Below are 17,409 nucleotides of genomic sequence, written 5' to 3'. Positions count from 1 at the left end.
TTTTATATACAAGCTAATACAAATGCACTACGGGTCGAATTATATAAAGTTAAAAAGAAAGATCTGATTAATATTAAATCTGATACTATTGAACATTTTATTCAAAAGTTAGAAACTAAAAATTCTAATGAGGGATTTTATCCTTTTGCTTTAATTCTGGCAATTAATAAAGATTCAATAAAAAGTAAGTCGCTTAATCAACTTAGAAAATATCTAATCAATAAAAATTATAGATACAATTTTCGTCCACTTTCTACTCGAGAACGTTTAGTTGCTAATGCAAAATTCAATAATACTTCGGATGATTTTTCTAAAATAAATTGGGATAGTGTGTATTATGTAGATTTTAAGAAGTTTTATCCAAACAATTAATCATAAAAAATCCACTTCGTTTGAAGTGGATTTTTTATGATTTAAAATTTAATAAATTACTTATTCATTAAATCTTCGATTTCTTCTGCTTCTAACGGAATATTTTGCATCAAGTTGAAAGGCTTTCCTTCTTTTTGAATTACATAATCATCTTCCAAACGAATTCCAAAACCTTCTGCAGGAATATAGAATCCTGGCTCGTTTGTGAAAACCATTCCAGCCACAAAATCATCAGTCAATAAACCATAATCATGTGTATCTAATCCCATGTGATGAGACGTTCCGTGCATCATATATTTTTTGTAAGCTGGCCAAGCTGGATCTTCGTTTTGTACATCTGCTTTATCCAACAAACCTAGACCTAACAATTCAGAAGTATAAACTTTCCCTAATTCTTCGTGGTATTTGTACCAATTATTTCCAGGAACTAACATCGTTTCTGCTTCTTTTTTACAACGTAAAACTGCATCATAAACTTCGCGTTGACGTTTTGTATATTTTCCATTAACCGGAATTGTACGTGACATATCTGATGAATAATTTGCATATTCTGCAGCAACATCAAACAAAATCAAATCACCATCTTTACATTCTTGATTATTTTGAATATAGTGTAACACATTCGCATTATTTCCAGACGCAATAATTGGCGTGTATGCAAAACCTTTCGAACGATTACGAAGAAATTCGTGAACAAACTCAGCTTCGATTTCGAATTCCCAAACTCCAGGTTTTACGAAATTTAAAATACGACGAAAACCTTTTTCTGTGATATCACACGCTTGTTGAATCAATTGAATTTCTTCTGGTTCTTTTACAGAACGTAAACGTTGCAAAATAGGATTTGAACGTAAATAACTATGTCCAGGATAATCTGCTTTCAATTGTTTTACAAAACGATCTTCGCGCGTTTCTACTTGTGGCGCTTCCGTTACACGATAATGTTCGTTTTTGTTCACATAAACATTATCTGCTTCTACCATCAATTTGCGCAAAACATTTGGTAAATCTTGTAACCAAAGTACAGTTTTGATTCCAGAAACTTCTGTTGCTTGAGCTTTTGATAATTTTTCTCCTTCCCAAACTGCAATATGATCGTTTGTTTCGCGAACAAATAATACTTCTTTGTATTTTGGATCGTAAGCATCAGGAAAAATTAATAAGATAGATTCTTCTTGATCTACTCCAGATAAATAAAAAATATCACGATGTTGTGCAAATGGTAACGTAGAATCTGAAGAAATTGGATAAATATCGTTAGAATTGAAAATAGCAAGAGAACGAGGTTTCATTGCTTTTACAAATTTCGCTCTGTTCTTTACGAATAATTCGCTTGGAATAGGATTGTATTTTGTTGTCATAAAATTTTACATTAAATATTATGACCAAATTTAAGAAGATGTTTTTAGAAAAAAAAGGAAAACCCTCGCAGAAACGAGGGTTTTAACCTTAACCAACCTAAACCTATGAAAAAGCCATTAGCCTTTTATGTTGACAAATGTAAGCTACTTTTTTTAAACTGCAAATTTTTTTTAAAAAAAGTCAATATTTTTTTAACGTCAATATGATAAAACGATAATATTCAACAAATAAGCTATCTATAAAAAATCAATAATTATTCATTTGCGATATTCAAATAATTATTCTTATATTTGCACCTCGAATTTTAGTATAAATAATAACTTAAAAGAAGTTAAAAATGACACATTACGAAACTGTTTTCATTTTGACTCCCGTTCTATCTGATTCTCAGGTAGAGGAAGCAGTTAATAAATTCAATGACTTTGTTACTGCTAACGGTGGTGAAATCGTAGCAAAAGAGAACTGGGGCTTAAAAAAATTAGCTTACCCAATTCAAAACAAAAGAAATGGATTCTACCACTTAGTAGAATTTAAATCAGACAATAACGAGTTAGTTTCTCAATTAGAAGTTGCTTACAAACGTGATGAGCGTGTAATCCGTTTCTTAACTGTGAAATTAGACAAACACGGTATGGACTGGGCAGAAAAACGTAGAACAAAATTAAAGTCTAACTCTAACAAATAAGCAAAGCTATGGCAATTGACGATTTAGCAAAAAAAGCAGCTGGAGGTAGCGAATCAGAAATCCGTTATTTATCTCCTTTAGATATCGAAACACAATCAAACTCAAAATATTGTCGTTTCAAAAAATTTGGAATCAAATACGTTGACTATAAAGACGCTGATTTCTTAATTCAATTCGTGAATGAGCAAGGTAAAATTTTACCTCGTCGTTACACAGGAACATCTTTAAAATACCAAAGAAAAGTTTCTAAAGCGATCAAAAGAGCTCGTCACTTAGCATTAATGCCATTTATTGGTGATCAATTAAAATAATAACCTAAATATTAAAATATCATGAACGTAATTTTAAGACAAGATGTAGAAGGTTTAGGTTTTGAATTTGAAGTTGTTTCAGTAAAACCTGGATACGCACGTAACTTCTTAATCCCTCGTGGATTAGCATCAGTTGCAACTCCAAAAAATGTACAAGAATTAAATGAAGTTTTAGACGCTCGTAAAGCAGAAGAAGCTACATTAATCTCTGCAGCGAAAGAAAAAGCGGCTAAATTAGATGGTTTAGTTGTTAAAATCGACGCTAAAGTTGGTTCTGGAGACAAATTATTTGGATCTATCAACAATGCAGATTTAGCAGAAGCTTTAGTAAAAGCTGGTGTTGAAATCGAGAAGAAAAACATTAGAATCCCTGGAAATACTATCAAACGTTTAGGAAAATACGAAGCTAAAGTTCGTTTCCACAGAGATGTTGAAGTAGATTTCGGATTTGAAATTGTACCAGATGCTGCATCTATCAAAGCTGCTGAAGAAGCTGCTAAAACTAGAGCAGAATTAGCTAAATTAGATGCTCAAAAAGCAGCTAACGCTAATAAAGAAGAAGGTTCTTTCTTTAACTTCGATAACCCAATTTACGCTAACGACAAAAAAGCGAAAAAAGAGGAAGTATCAGAAGAAGTTGCTACAGAAGAAGCTCCATCTACAGAAGAATAATTATTATTCAACTATATATAAAAAAACCTCGCAATTGCGAGGTTTTTTTATGCTTTTATTTTAGATAATCTAACGTATTTACTTCTTTAAACTTTGGCGAACGTCGTAAGAAATCTTTGAAGAAAGCCGTATGCGTAGCACCCATTAATACAAAAATACGATCGTCTTTTGTAATCGGCACATTGTTCATATTTGAGAACATAGCTAAATTTCTATGATAATATTTCGCCGCTTGCTCTGCTCCTACTGGATATTTTTTGTATGAAACCGTCGTTAACATATCCGCATTAACTGCAACAGAAAAATCTAAAAATTCTGGTTGATTATAGTACTGCAATAACTCTTTCAATTTCACATCTTTTTTTGTAATTCCATTTTTTGAATCATTATTTCGGAACATTTCAATGTATTTTTTGAATGTAATCGAATCATCTTGCTCTTTCAACAAATCACCAAGCATATAAAGATAATCTTCTTGATAATTAATTCCGTAAATTTTCTTCGATCCGCTTAGTCTCCCAACTTCATAAGCCAATAACTCAACTTCGTTTGGATTTTCAAACTTCATTTTAGGATTAAGTAAATAATCTTGAAAAAGTTTATTCAACATTTTATTGCGAGAAGGATTTTGTTCAACTAAAATAATTGTAGGTTTAAAAGCCGCAATCTGCTTTGCTATTTCATGTATTTGACGAACATTATCTTGGTTATTCTCATCAAATTCAGTCGTACTTGCATCTGGCGTATATCCCATGTGAAAAGTTCCCATATTAAGAACTGGAATAGCATCATCAAATTTTGTTTGAAATTGATATTTTGCTTGAGCAGATAAATTCATAGTACCAATAAATGTAGCAATTGCAATAAATAAGTTTTTCATTTGAGTTAATTTTTAATTATGATTCAAATTTCTGTGATTCTGAAAAAATTGACTTCTATTTATCGACTAACCCATTTGATTTATCGACGAATCACTTCACTTTTATCTAGAAAAGAATCTAATTTTACAAAAAACAAAAACAATGGAGCGTGATAAAAAAAATTTAAGTTTCTCGAAACAAAAAAGTGTACTTATACTTTTGGGGTTCTGGCTTATTTACATTCTGTTTGATTACATAACAATTGGATTAGTTAATCTAACTAACGGAAATTCATTTTTTAAATCAATTACATTATTTGCATCAACAATGTATATTGTTCAGTTAATTACAATTTTTATTATCTATTTTTTTATTGCCCCCTATTTTCTTAAAAAAATAAATTGGAAATCGATATTATTCTCTATAGTATGTTCCTTTACAACATTCATTATTGTTCGTTATTTTATTGAGCAAATTATTACAGATTTTTTGTTCCATAAAGTCAATTATTTTGAAGGAACAACGATTAGTTTTTACATTTACGACAATTTACATTATGGTTCTTTTATCGTTTTTTCGTCACTTTTTTTATGGATGACATTTCATTCAATCCATACACTAAAACAAAATAACATCATTGAAAAAGAGAAAAAAGAAGCTGAAATTAATTTTTTAAAATCTCAAATTAATCCTCATTTTTTGTTTAATACACTCAATAATATTTATAGTTTGGTGAGTGTAAATTCTCCTCATTCGTTAAAAGCAATCGAAAATTTGAGTGCAATTATGCGTTTTACAACCTACGAAACCAATAAAGATAAAATTGAAATTGAACGAGAAATTGATTACATCAATCAATATTTAGATTTGGAGCAGATTCGTTATGGAGAAAAATTTTATGTCGAAAAAGAATTTTATATCGAGAATTCAAAAAAAATGATTCATCCTTATATTATTTCGCCCTTTATAGAAAATGCACTAAAACATGGTGTTGTAAAAGAAAAAGATCATCCCATCAAAATCAGTTTAAAAACTGATGCTACTTTTCTCGAAATATCAGTTTCTAATAAAATAAATCAACATCAAAAAGATGAAACTTCTGGAATTGGGCTCGTAAATTTAAAAAAAAGGTTGAATTATTATTTTGGAAATAATTATACATTCGAAATTAGGAATGATCACGAAACATTTCATATTTACTTAAAAATTCCTTTTGATGCCGAAAATTAATTGTATTATCATCGACGATGAGCCACTTGCTGTAGATTTATTAAAAAAACATGCAACAGAAAATGAACAACTAAATCTTTTGTTAGCCACAACAGAAGTTTTTGAAGCAATCGATTTTTTGAAAAATAATAAAGTCGATTTAATTTTTACGGATATACAAATGCCCGAATTAACAGGAATTCAGTTGATGAAAATTTTGGATGATTCGCAAAAATTTATCGTAACAACGGCTTATCAAGATTATGCTTTAGAAAGTTTTAATTTTCATGTGGTTGATTATTTATTAAAACCGATTACTAAAACGCGTTTTGATGCTTCTATCAAAAAATATGTTGAGTTTTTTCAATCAACTTCTACTAAAAATCAATCGACTTATTTATTTGTAAAAGCTGATGGAAAACAGGTTAAAATTAATTTTTCTGACTTGATTTACATTGAAGGTTTAAAAGATTATATCCGAATTCATACAAAAACTGAAAAAATACTGGTTTTAGAAACTATGAAATCATTCGAAGAAAAATTGCCAAATCATTTCAAAAGAATTCATCGTTCGTATATTATCAACCTTGATTATTTGACTTCGATTGATGGAAATTCGGTGCATCTCCACCAAATAATGTTACCAATTGGTGAAACGTATAGAAAAGAAATGAAGGATTTTAGTTAAGAAGTTATTAAGAAAAAAAATACTTATCATTTCGAGCTTGTCGAGAAATCTCAGATTCTTCATTTCGTTGAAACTACATTCAGAATGACAACAAAAAAAACTCCAACTTTTAAAAGTTGGAGTTTTTTTTATTATTTATATATTTCTTGTTCGTTGAATTAGTAACATATCAGCTAAAACCATCGCCGCTAAACTTTCGACAATTGGCACAGCTCTTGGTACCACACAAGGATCGTGACGACCTTTACCGTGCATTTCTACCATTTCTCCATCTGCATTAAGCGTTGTTTGCTCTTGCATTAACGTGGCAACTGGTTTGAAAGCTACTTTGAAATAAATATCCATACCGTTCGAAACTCCACCTTGTATTCCGCCAGAATAGTTGGTTTTTGTCGTTCCATCTTGATTAAATTGATCATTCATTTCCGAACCTTTCATTGATGTTGAAGTAAAACCTTCTCCATATTCAAAACCTTTTACCGCATTAATTGACATCATGGCTTGCCCCAAACGAGCATGTAGTTTATCAAAAATTGGTTCACCCAAACCAACTGGTACATTTTGAATAACACAAGTCACTTCACCTCCAATTGTATCTCCTTCTTTGCGAATTTCTTTGATACGATCAATCATTTTTTCTGCCATTTCTAGATCTGGACAACGAACCGCAGTTTCTTCGATTTTAGAAAAATCTAATTTAGAGTAGTCATGCTCTAATTTTAATTCGCCTACTCCACTTACATACGCTGTAATAGCAATAGAAGGAATAATGTGTTTTGCTACAGCACCCCCTACAACCCAATTTGCAGTTTCGCGCGCAGAAGTTCTTCCTCCTCCTCTATGATCGCGGACACCATATTTTGTTTCGTAAGTAAAATCGGCATGAGAAGGACGAAAAACGTCTTTTATATGATCGTAATCGTGAGATTTTTGATTATCATTCGGAATAATAAACCCGATAGAAGCACCTGTTGTTTTTCCTTCAAAAATACCTGAAAGAAATTGTACTGTATCTGGTTCTTTTCGTTGTGTCACAATTGCAGATTGTCCTGGTTTACGACGATCTAATTGCGCTTGTATCCAATCAAAATCTAATTCGATTCCACTTGGAACGCCATCAATTACACCTCCAATCGCTACACCATGACTTTCGCCAAAAGTTGAAATTTTAAATAGTCTTCCGAATGTATTCACAATAGTATATGTGTTTTTTGTTTTTATTTTTCGAATTGATAAATCACTGCATTAACATTCATTGTAGCTCCAACAGAAGCTAAAATAATTTTATCATTTGCGTGAAATTGATGAGGAGCTAATTCTCCTTTTTTGATTAAATCAAACATTGTAGGAACCGTTGCTACAGATGTATTTCCTAAGAATTGAACTGTCATTGGATCAATTTTTTCTGGTACAGCTACACCATATAATTTGTATAAACGCTCTATCATTGCATGATCCATTTTTGCATTTGCTTGGTGCAATAAAATTTTATCAATATCGGTAATTGATAAATTTGTTTCATCTAACAATTCTTTAATTGCTGGTGGAACATTTTTTAATACGAATTCGTAAACTTTACGACCTTTCATATTAATTGTTTTGATTGAACCTTTATAATCTGGATTTGCAGAACGTCCATTTGTCAAGTAAGCCAATTCATCACCTGTATAACTTAACGTTTCGTGATTGATGATTCCATATTTATAATCAGCTTCTTTCGCTTCCAAAACAACTGCTCCTGCTCCATCTGCAAAAATCATCGCAGAACGATCATGCGGATCTACAGCACGAGATAACGTATCAGAACCGATTACCAAAACTTTCTTTGCAATATTTGCTTGAATAAATTGATGTCCTAAAATCAATGATTCTATCCAACCTGGACAACCAAATGTCATATCATAAGGCTTACATTTTAGGTTTTTGATTCCTAAATTGTGTTTTACTTTTGCCGAAATTGACGGCATGATATCAATTTGATGACCAACAGGATCAATATCTCCAAAGTTGTGCCCAACGATTATATAATCTAATTCTTCTGGATTAACACCAGATTCTTCAATTGCTTTTTTAGCAGCAAAAGTTGCGATATCAGAATTTAATAAATCATCTTCTACATATCTTCTTTCTCTGATTTCTGTAATTTCCTCAAATTTACGCGTAATTTCTTCACCAGTTTTATCCAAACGATTTCCACTTTCGTCATAAAATTCGTGGTTAACAAAATCTTCGTTCGTAACAATTCTATTCGGTAAATAGTGTCCAGAACCTGTAATTACAGAGTTTATCATATTAATATTGTTCAATTTTAATAAAAAAATAATAGCGACAAAGTTACACATTTCATTAAAATAGTCATGAAAAATATGTAATAACTCATACCGAAATTAATAAAGTATATTTAATTTAGCAGCATGAAAAAAAATCCTTCATTAATTGGTCTTTTAATCGTCTGTGGATTAGCTGCTTTAATCGTTGTTATTTATAACACTTTTCTAAGCAAAAAAGATGGGTATGTTATTGACAATCCATCAAACAAAACCTTGACAATCAAAATTAACGATAAAGATTTTACAATTGCACCGCAACAAAATGCAAGAGTAGACCTGAAAAAAGGAAAAGCGCATATCGTTTATAGTTTTAATAACAAAAATGTAGATACAGTTGTAGATATTACAAGAGCAAATGGTTTTATAAATCCAACGCATCAAGAATATTATACATTTACACGACCTTATGGTGTTAGAAAAAACAAAGATTCTATCTTTTTATCAAACAATATTGCAATAGATAACAAGGTTTATCACGGAATTATCGAAAAATCTTCTCAATTATACATCGAAAACTTTTACTACAACATCGATCAGGATTATCCTAAGATGTTTATAAAAAGTGGCGGAAGCGAGAAAGCAACTGATTTATCGAAAATATTTAACAAAGAAGATTTTAAACAATTTTATTTCGAGAATTACGAATAAGATTTAGATTTTATAACTTTACAAAATGGCAAATCATCAACACGATGCAGTAACTCCTTACGAAGCATCAGATCTAAATAAAAAGAAACAAGTCGAGCAAATGTTCGATAATATTTCGCCAAAATACGATTTATTAAACCGTGTTTTATCAATGGGAATCGATATTCAATGGCGAAAAGATGTCATCAAAATGGTAAAAGCTTCTCAACCAAAAACGATTTTAGATATCGCGACTGGAACAGGAGATTTAGCGATTATGATGGGTAAAAATACCGATGCAAAAATTACTGGATTAGACTTATCTAACGGAATGTTGGAAGTTGGTCGCAAAAAAGTAAAAGAAGCTGGATTAGAAAATCGTATCGAAATGGTACAAGGTGATTCGGAAAATTTACCTTTTCCTGATAACACTTTTGACTGTGTAACCGTTTCTTTTGGTGTTCGTAATTTTGAAAACTTAGAAAAAGGTTTAGCAGAAATTAACCGTGTTTTAAGACCTGGAGGAACTTTTGTTATTTTAGAATTTTCGTATCCAACGGCTTTTCCAATGAAACAGTTGTACACGTTTTATTCTAAAAATATTTTACCTGCAATCGGTAAAATGGTTTCGAAAGATCAAAGTGCTTATACCTATTTACCAGATTCAGTTCGTGCTTTTCCACATGGAGAAGAAATGAAAAACATATTGAAAAGTGTAAAATTTACACAACCTATTGATAAAAAACTTACTTTTGGTATTGCAAGCATTTATAAGAGTATAAAATAAAATTGCTTGTTATTCGTTGAAAGTCTATGAGAAAAAATCTAATCATCGCATTATCGTTAACTGTTGCTAGCATTGCAAATGCGCAGTTTCGTCCTAATAATGACAGAAGCGAAAACAGAACTGAAACTGATCAGAAAAAATTTAGTTTTGGATATTTCTTGGGAACTAATATGATGAGTTACAAGATTGTTCCTAAAGCTCAAACAAATCCGTTACCAGTAACGGGTCCAACTCCAGAAGATGATGGAGTAAATGAGCATGGTTTGGTTTATTTAGATCAAGAAAGTAAAGCTGGTTTCTCTGTTGGATTAATCGCTAAAATGCGAGTAAATGATTATATTGATTTAAAATCAGAACCAGGATTGCATTTTGCTCAACGTATTTTACATTTTCGTAATGCCCCTTTAGCTGGTACATCGACTGGTACTTATGAAGGAGATTTAGAAGATTCTAATGTAAAACGCGAAGTAAAATCTACTTATATCGAAATTCCGTTGTTACTTAACTTTCACGGAGATCGTTGGTTCAATACACGTCCATACATTCAAGGAGGTTTGGGTTATCTAATGAATTTACAATCAAACGAAAACAAAGAAGACGATAACGAAACTGGAGTTTTCAGAACTACAACGAATAATTTTAACTGGCAAGCAGAAATTGGTGTTGAAATTTATTTCAAACGATTTAAACTTACACCAGCTCTAAAAGGTATGTTCTTCTTTAATAATGAAATTGTTCCTGATAAAGATGCTTCACAAAAGTATTGGACAGGAAGTTTGAATTCATTATCAACCAGAGCATTTGTTTTTTCTCTAAAATTTGAATAAAAATTAAAGTCATAATCATAAAATAATAAAAACCATAAATAATATAATCACATGAATTTTCAATTATCGGAAGAACAATTAATGATTCAAGAAGCTGCTCGCGACTTCGCTAAAGCTGAGTTATTACCAGGAGTTATCGAACGCGACGAAACATCTACTTTCCCAACTGATGCAGTAAAAAAAATGGGAGAACTTGGATTCTTAGGTATGATGGTTGACCCAAAATACGGAGGATCTGGTTTAGATAGCGTTTCTTATGTCATTGCAATGGAAGAAATCGCTAAAGTTGATGCTTCTGCTGCTGTTGTCATGTCAGTTAACAACTCTTTGGTTTGTGCTGGTATGGAAAAATATTGTAACGAAGATCAAAAACAAAAATATTTAGTACCATTAGCTTCTGGTCAAGTGATTGGAGCATTTTGTTTATCTGAACCAGATGCTGGTTCTGATGCGACTTCTCAAAAAACTACTGCGGTAGATATGGGAGATTACTATTTATTAAATGGTACAAAAAACTGGATTACGAATGGTGGAACAGCTTCTACTTATTTAGTAATCGCTCAAACTGATCCAGAAAAAGGTCACAAAGGAATCAATGCTTTCATCGTAGAAAAAGGATGGGCAGGTTTCGAAATTGGACCAAAAGAACAAAAAATGGGAATCCGTGGTTCTGACACACATTCATTGTTCTTTAATGATGTTAAAGTGCCAAAAGAAAACCGTATTGGTGAAGACGGATTTGGATTTGCTTTCGCAATGAATGTCTTAAACGGAGGACGTATTGGTATCGCTTCTCAAGCTTTAGGAATTGCACAAGGTGCTTATGAATTAGCGTTAGATTATGCAAAAATTCGTAAAGCCTTCAAAACAGAAATCATCAATCACCAAGCTGTTGCATTCAAATTAGCAGATATGGCAACTAATATTACAGCTGCTCGTATGTTATGTTTTAAAGCTGCGGTTGAGAAAGATGAGGGAAAAGACATTTCTATTTCTGGTGCAATGGCAAAACTATTTGCTTCTAAAACAGCGAACGAAGTTGCTTCAGAAGCCGTTCAAATTCATGGAGGAAATGGTTATGTTCGCGAGTATCATGTAGAACGTATGATGCGCGATGCAAAAATTACTCAGATTTACGAAGGAACATCAGAAATTCAAAAAATTGTAATTTCGAGAGGAATTGCTAAATAATTTTAAATAAATATAATTATTTTTTATCTTTATAAGACATCTGTTAATGACAGATGTCTTTTTTTATTTATTTAATCAAAAAACAATACGTCGTATATTTGTGGCGGAAAAAATATAAAGAAGATGAAAATTTTTAGATTCGGACCAAAAGGTCAGGAGAAATCAGGTGTAATCATCGATGAGAAAAAATTCGATGTTTCAGCATCAGGAATTATTTATGATGATGATTTTTTTGGAAATACAGAAAAACAAGAAACTTTACAAAAATATATCGAGCTTAACATTAACAGCTTGCCATTAGTTGAAGATGATGTACGTATTGGTACACCTTTAACTCGCCCAGGAAAAATTGTTTGTGTAGGTCTTAACTTTGATGATCACGTAAAAGAAACAGGTTTACAACAACAAGCAGAACCGATTATGTTTATCAAAGCTAATCAATCGTTTAACGGACCAGAAGACGGAATTATGCAACCAAATGGTTCTACAAAAATGGACTGGGAAACAGAACTTTGTATTATTATTGGTGAAAAAGCAAATAATGTAACGGAAGAAGAGGCGATGAATCACGTATATGGTTATGCATTGATTAATGATATTTCTGAACGTGCTTTCCAAACAGAACGTGGTGGAACTTGGGACAAAGGAAAAGGATGTGATACATTTGCACCTGTTGGACCTTTTATTGCAACAAAAGACGAAATCGAGGATGTAAATAATTTACGTGTTTGGTTAAAATTAAACGGAGAATTAATGCAAGATGGTAATACAAGTGATTTTATTTACCGCATTCCTAAATTAATTTCTTACCTATCTCAATTTATGTCTTTCTTACCTGGAGATATTATTTCTACAGGTTCACCTGCAGGATCAGGAATGGGAAAAACACCTCAAGTTTGGCTAAAACCAGGAGATGTTATCGAATATGGAATTGAAGGTTTAGGTTCTACAACTCAAACTATTTTACCTTTCTCAAGAGATTAGAATAAGATATCTTACAATTAAAAAAAACCGTGCAATTTAAATTTTGAATTGCACGGTTTTTAAATTTTGTTTAGCATCATACTTAATTGATTAAACTATAAAACGAATTCTTTTTCATACAATCAATCGATTAAATAGAAAGTCTAATTCGAAAAAAATATTGGATATTCAATTAATTAACGTAATTTTGCAAACGTTTTGACAACCATCTAAATGGTACAAATCCATCAAAATGACGAATAATTCCTAAAATCTTTTGGGAAAACAGAATCATTTTGTACATTTGCACCCCGATCGGATTGTCGGTAATTTATAAAATATTAAAAATCAAGATAGTGGACACGTTAAGTTACAAAACTTCATCAGCCAACAAAGAAACTGCTCAGAAAGAATGGGTAGTTGTGGACGCTTCTGACTTATCATTAGGTCGTTTAGCGTCAGGTGTTGCGAAGCTTATCAGAGGTAAGCACAAAACAAACTTCACTCCTCATGCAGATTGTGGAGATTATGTAATTGTTTTAAACGCTGACAAAATTCAATTAACAGGTAACAAATGGGATGACAAATTATACATCCGTCACACAGGTTACCCAGGTGGACAAAGATCTTTAACTGCGAAAGAAGTTTTTGCAAAAGATCCTGTACGCTTAATCGAAAAGTCAGTAAAAGGAATGTTACCTAAAAATAAATTAGGTAGTAAATTATTGACTAATTTACATGTATTTGTTGGTACTGAGCACAATCACGAAGCTCAACAACCAAAACAAATCGATATTAACGAATATTTATAATCTAATTCCATGGCAATAGTTCATAAAATCGGACGTAGAAAAACATCTGTTGCTCGTGTATACTTACAAGAAGGTAATGGAGAAATCTTCATTAACGGGCGCGAGTTAGCAATCTACTTCCCTACGGCAGTATTACAATACAAAGTAGAACAACCATTTTTAATCACTGGTACAAAAGAGAAATACAATGTAGATATCAAAGTATTTGGTGGTGGAATCACTGGTCAAGCTGAAGCAATTCGTTTAGCAATTTCTAGAGCTTTATGTGAAGTTGACGCAGATTTTCGTTTACAATTAAAACCAGAAGGGTTATTAACACGTGACCCACGTATGGTTGAACGTAAAAAATTCGGTCAAAAGAAAGCGCGTAAGAAATTCCAATTCTCTAAACGTTAATTTATTCAATTCATTAAAAAATCCATTTTCCGTTGGTTTAGCATCTAAACAAATAAGGCTAGAATTTTTCGACCACTTGTTTGTTGCTTGTTGAGATAACGGAACGTAAACTAAAAAAAAGAAAATGGCAAAAGTAAATGTAAAGGACTTATTAGGTGCTGGTGTGCACTTTGGTCACTTAACAAGAAAATGGAATCCGGCTATGGCTCCTTATATTTTTATGGAGAAAAACGGGATCCACATCATCGACCTTCACAAAACTGCAGTGAAATTAGATGAAGCATCTGAAGCTTTAGGAAAAATTGCTGCATCTGGACGTAAAGTTCTTTTTGTTGCAACTAAAAAACAAGCGAAAGATGTTGTAGCTAAGCATGCTGAAGAAATCAACATGCCTTATATTACAGAACGTTGGCCTGGTGGGATGTTAACTAACTTTGTTACTATCCGTAAAGCAGTTAAAAAAATGAATTCAATCGATCGTATGAAAAAAGACGGTACGTTTGAAACACTATCTAAAAAAGAAAGATTACAAGTTGATCGTCAAAGAGCATCTTTAGAGAAAAACTTAGGTTCTATAGCTGATATGACACGTTTACCATCTGCAGTATTTGTTGTAGATATCGTACGTGAGCACATCGCTATAGCAGAAGCTCAAAAATTGGGTATTCCAATCTTTGCAATGGTTGATACAAATACTGACCCTCGTCAAGTAGATTTCCCAATCCCTGCAAATGATGATGCTTCTAAATCTATCGATATCATCTTATCTACAGTAGCTGATTCTATCAAAGCTGGTTTATCTACACGTAAAGCAGAAAAAGAAAAAGCAAAAGAAGGTAAAGAAGAAGGAGCTGAAACAAAAGAAGCTTAACATTAACTTGATGATCAATTCATCGATATAATATACCTTGTAGCTCCTACACCACTTTGTGGTGTACGAGCTACTTTTATTTAAAATATTAAGAAACAAAATAAAAATATTACTATGAGCTACAAAGCAACAGCCGCTGAGGTAAGTAAATTAAGAAACGCAACTGGTGCGGGAATGATGGACTCTAAAAAAGCTTTAGAAGAAGCTGGTGGAGATTTCGATAAAGCAGTAGAGGTTTTACGTAAACAAGGACAAAAAGTAGCTGCTAAAAGAGCTGACCGTGATTCTACAGAAGGTGCAGTTATCGCTAAAGTTAACGCTGACCAAACTAAAGGTATCGTTATCGCTTTGAACTGTGAGACTGACTTCGTTGCTAAAAATGAAGCTTTCGTTGCTATGGCTAACGAAATCGCTGATTTAGCTTTAACAGTTAACTCTAAAGAAGAATTATTAGCTTTACCATTCGCTGGAATTACAGTTGGTGAAAAATTAACTGAGCAAACAGGTGTTATTGGAGAAAAAATCGAAATTGGTACTTTCCAAGCTATCGAAGGTGCTATCGTTAATTCTTACATCCACGCTGGTAACAAAATTGGTGCTGTAGTTTCTTTATCTGCTAACGTAGAAGGTGCTTCTGAAGTAGCTCGTGACGTTGCTATGCAAGTTGCTGCTATGAACCCAGTAGCATTAGATGAAACTTCTGTTGCTCAATCTGTAATTGACACTGAATTATCTATCGCTAGAGAAACTTTAGTTGCAGAAGGTAAACCAGAAAACATGATTGAAAACATCGCTCAAGGTAAATTACAAAAATTCTTCAAAGAGAATACATTAGTTCACCAAGCGTCAATCAAAGACGGAAAAACTTCTGTTCAAGATGTCGTTAAAGCTGTTAACGCTGACTTGAAAGTAACTGGATTTATCCGTTACAGCTTATAATAAGTTTATAATTTTTATTATATATCTTAAAGTGATGCTAAAATTTAGCATCACTTTTTTGTTTGGTATATATTTTGAAATGTTTGTTTTATAATTATTTATTTTTATATTTGTTAGGATTACAAGCATATGAAACACTTTATACTATTTATAACTATATTTTTATTCACCATAACATCTGCATCAGCTCAGTCGAGATTTGATCAGGACAAAGGCTCTGTTAGCATTTATCCAAATCCTGCGAGTTCTACGTTTACAATAAAATTTGATAATCCATCGAAAGCAAGTTCGGTATCTATATACTCGATTATTGGAAATGAAGTGATGAATAAAAAATTAGACGGAAGCCAGAAAGCAAACTTTAACGTACAAAGTTTGAAAAAAGGAAAATACATTGTTCGCGTTTTTAATGAAGATGGAACAACAGAAACACAATCGTTAATTAAGAATTAAGATTATTCATATAAAACAAAAAAGCTTCTCAAAAATTTGAGAAGCTTTTTTTATATCGTTACCCGAAAGTTTATTTCGCTTTCTTGTAATTATCTTCAACTTGTTTCCAATCCAAAACATTGTTAAACGCTTTCAAATAATCATCGCGTTTATTTTGGTATTTTAAATAATAAGCATGTTCCCAAACATCAATTCCTAAAATTGGCGTTCCTGCAACCTCTGCTCCTGGCATCAATGGATTATCTTGATTTGCTGTAGTTGTAACCGCCAAACTTCCGTCCGCTTTCACAACCAACCAAGCCCAACCAGAACCAAAACGTTTAGAACCTGCTTCGTCCAATTGCTTCATCAATTCTTCTGTAGAACCAAATGTTGCATCAATCTTCGCTTTAAGATCTCCTGTAGGTGCTTTCTGTGGCGTTGGAGACATAATATCGAAATATAGCATATGATTGTAATATCCACCAGCATTGTTACGTAAAGCAGCATTATTCATATCCATTTTTTTCAAAATATCTACAATATCATTCGATTTGATATTTGCTTCCTTTAACGCCGTATTCAATTTGTTGATGTAACCTAAATAATGTTTAGAGAAATGAATTTCCATTGTTTTTGCATCAATGTATTCGTTCAATTCATCGTAACCATATTTCAACGGTTTAATTTGGAAAGTTCCTGGGTCAGCTTTAACATCTGTAGGATTTCCAACAGACTCTGTAGCAGCTTGCACTGTATCTTGTTTTACAACTTCTTTAGTTGTTGAGTCAGCATTTTCTTTCTTCGTTTCGCATGACTGAACAAAGAAAAGAACACCCAAAACTGACATCAAAAATATACCCTTTTTCATCTTATTCTTTTATGTAGTTTACTTATAATATTAATATTTCTACTAAAATATACTAAAACTATCGAATATAAAATTGATTTCTTTTAATTTTCTGTTAAAGTCATCTAATTTTAAAAAATTACTTATTTCATATTTTTTATTAATTTTATAAAAACCAAAGATGAAATATTACTTAACTTATATTCTATTTTTAATTTGTTCAAT

At 32.0% G+C, this 17,409-nt stretch carries 20 protein-coding genes and 1 pseudogene; 16 read left to right on the top strand and 5 right to left on the bottom strand.

The features are described from left to right. The coding region (locus tag N5D46_RS13780) for a hypothetical protein (protein ID WP_280050328.1) at nt 1-372 on the top strand (372 nt) is incomplete at its 5' end. Between the two features lie 56 nt (nt 373-428). Here N5D46_RS13780 and N5D46_RS13775 read toward each other — a convergent pair. After that, nucleotides 429-1,733 (bottom strand): aminopeptidase P family protein, encoded by a 1,305-nt coding sequence (locus N5D46_RS13775; protein WP_038334493.1) that lies wholly within the window; start codon nt 1,731-1,733, stop codon nt 429-431. Between the two features lie 338 nt (nt 1,734-2,071). Here N5D46_RS13775 and rpsF point away from each other — a divergent pair, with 338 nt between their 5' ends. From rpsF to rplI, 3 genes and pseudogenes are all read left to right on the top strand, one after another. Further along, nucleotides 2,072-2,419: a 30S ribosomal protein S6 gene (rpsF, locus tag N5D46_RS13770; RefSeq protein ID WP_038334492.1), complete on the top strand. Its 348-nt coding sequence runs from the start codon at nt 2,072-2,074 to the stop codon at nt 2,417-2,419. A gap of 8 nt (nt 2,420-2,427) precedes the next feature. After that, nucleotides 2,428-2,730 (top strand): 30S ribosomal protein S18, encoded by a 303-nt coding sequence (gene rpsR, locus N5D46_RS13765; protein WP_019976570.1) that lies wholly within the window; start codon nt 2,428-2,430, stop codon nt 2,728-2,730. Between the two features lie 21 nt (nt 2,731-2,751). Continuing rightward, nucleotides 2,752-3,222 (top strand): annotated as a pseudogene (gene rplI, locus N5D46_RS13760) (50S ribosomal protein L9); the annotation flags it as partial. Nucleotides 3,223-3,457: 235 nt separating this feature from the next. Here rplI and N5D46_RS13755 read toward each other — a convergent pair. Further along, nucleotides 3,458-4,282 carry a DUF5694 domain-containing protein gene (locus tag N5D46_RS13755; protein WP_115001399.1) on the bottom strand — a complete coding sequence of 275 codons (825 nt, stop codon included), beginning with the start codon at nt 4,280-4,282 and terminating at the stop codon, nt 3,458-3,460. A 469-nt stretch (nt 4,283-4,751) separates the two neighbouring features. Here N5D46_RS13755 and N5D46_RS13750 point away from each other — a divergent pair, with 469 nt between their 5' ends. Both N5D46_RS13750 and N5D46_RS13745 read left to right on the top strand, forming a co-directional pair. Beyond that, complete coding sequence (locus N5D46_RS13750) at nt 4,752-5,492, top strand: histidine kinase (RefSeq protein ID WP_280050326.1); 741 nt, start codon at nt 4,752-4,754, stop codon at nt 5,490-5,492. Continuing rightward, nucleotides 5,479-6,159 (top strand): LytTR family DNA-binding domain-containing protein, encoded by a 681-nt coding sequence (locus N5D46_RS13745; protein WP_280050325.1) that lies wholly within the window; start codon nt 5,479-5,481, stop codon nt 6,157-6,159. The genes N5D46_RS13750 and N5D46_RS13745 overlap by 14 nt, the downstream gene beginning before the upstream one ends. Nucleotides 6,160-6,294: 135 nt before the next feature. Here the strand turns inward: N5D46_RS13745 and aroC are convergent, their stop codons facing one another. Beyond that, nucleotides 6,295-7,353, bottom strand: a complete 1,059-nt coding sequence (aroC, locus tag N5D46_RS13740; protein ID WP_280050323.1) for a chorismate synthase — start codon at nt 7,351-7,353, stop codon at nt 6,295-6,297. 23 nt (nt 7,354-7,376) lie between these two features. After that, nucleotides 7,377-8,450 (bottom strand): ketoacyl-ACP synthase III, encoded by a 1,074-nt coding sequence (locus N5D46_RS13735; protein WP_038334667.1) that lies wholly within the window; start codon nt 8,448-8,450, stop codon nt 7,377-7,379. A 123-nt stretch (nt 8,451-8,573) separates the two neighbouring features. Here N5D46_RS13735 and N5D46_RS13730 point away from each other — a divergent pair, with 123 nt between their 5' ends. The 10 genes from N5D46_RS13730 (at nt 8,574) to N5D46_RS13685 (ending at nt 16,355) form a co-directional block, all read left to right on the top strand. Further along, nucleotides 8,574-9,137 carry a hypothetical protein gene (locus tag N5D46_RS13730; RefSeq protein ID WP_115001408.1) on the top strand — a complete coding sequence of 188 codons (564 nt, stop codon included), beginning with the start codon at nt 8,574-8,576 and terminating at the stop codon, nt 9,135-9,137. 25 nt (nt 9,138-9,162) lie between these two features. Next, complete coding sequence (ubiE, locus tag N5D46_RS13725; protein ID WP_038334486.1) at nt 9,163-9,903, top strand: bifunctional demethylmenaquinone methyltransferase/2-methoxy-6-polyprenyl-1,4-benzoquinol methylase UbiE; 741 nt, start codon at nt 9,163-9,165, stop codon at nt 9,901-9,903. Nucleotides 9,904-9,929: 26 nt separating this feature from the next. Further along, nucleotides 9,930-10,730: a porin family protein gene (locus N5D46_RS13720; RefSeq protein WP_280050321.1), complete on the top strand. Its 801-nt coding sequence runs from the start codon at nt 9,930-9,932 to the stop codon at nt 10,728-10,730. A gap of 51 nt (nt 10,731-10,781) precedes the next feature. Next, a complete protein-coding gene (locus N5D46_RS13715) occupies nt 10,782-11,921 on the top strand; it encodes an acyl-CoA dehydrogenase family protein (protein ID WP_219033597.1) in 1,140 nt (379 codons plus the stop codon). A 123-nt stretch (nt 11,922-12,044) separates the two neighbouring features. Further along, nucleotides 12,045-12,905, top strand: coding sequence for a fumarylacetoacetate hydrolase family protein (locus tag N5D46_RS13710; protein ID WP_280038018.1), 861 nt, complete (start codon nt 12,045-12,047; stop codon nt 12,903-12,905). A 335-nt stretch (nt 12,906-13,240) separates the two neighbouring features. Continuing rightward, complete coding sequence (gene rplM, locus N5D46_RS13705) at nt 13,241-13,696, top strand: 50S ribosomal protein L13 (RefSeq protein ID WP_038334665.1); 456 nt, start codon at nt 13,241-13,243, stop codon at nt 13,694-13,696. Nucleotides 13,697-13,705: 9 nt separating this feature from the next. Further along, complete coding sequence (gene rpsI / locus N5D46_RS13700) at nt 13,706-14,092, top strand: 30S ribosomal protein S9 (RefSeq protein WP_038334481.1); 387 nt, start codon at nt 13,706-13,708, stop codon at nt 14,090-14,092. Nucleotides 14,093-14,216: 124 nt separating this feature from the next. After that, nucleotides 14,217-14,963, top strand: a complete 747-nt coding sequence (rpsB, locus tag N5D46_RS13695; RefSeq protein ID WP_115001416.1) for a 30S ribosomal protein S2 — start codon at nt 14,217-14,219, stop codon at nt 14,961-14,963. A 114-nt stretch (nt 14,964-15,077) separates the two neighbouring features. Continuing rightward, complete coding sequence (gene tsf / locus N5D46_RS13690; RefSeq protein WP_038334478.1) at nt 15,078-15,902, top strand: translation elongation factor Ts; 825 nt, start codon at nt 15,078-15,080, stop codon at nt 15,900-15,902. 129 nt (nt 15,903-16,031) lie between these two features. Next, a complete protein-coding gene (locus tag N5D46_RS13685) occupies nt 16,032-16,355 on the top strand; it encodes a T9SS type A sorting domain-containing protein (RefSeq protein ID WP_115001418.1) in 324 nt (107 codons plus the stop codon). A 70-nt stretch (nt 16,356-16,425) separates the two neighbouring features. On the opposite strand, the gene N5D46_RS13680 is transcribed toward N5D46_RS13685, so the two are convergent. Next, entirely contained in the window at nt 16,426-17,205 is a 780-nt protein-coding gene (locus N5D46_RS13680) for a superoxide dismutase (protein ID WP_280050320.1), read from the bottom strand. Nucleotides 17,206-17,409: the final 204 nt, after the last annotated feature.

The sequence above is a fragment of the Empedobacter sp. GD03865 genome, assembly GCF_029840775.1.
Lineage (GTDB): Bacteria > Bacteroidota > Bacteroidia > Flavobacteriales > Weeksellaceae > Empedobacter > Empedobacter falsenii_B.
Note: the sequence above shows the minus strand (reverse complement) of the source record. Positions and strands in the feature narration are given on the sequence as shown.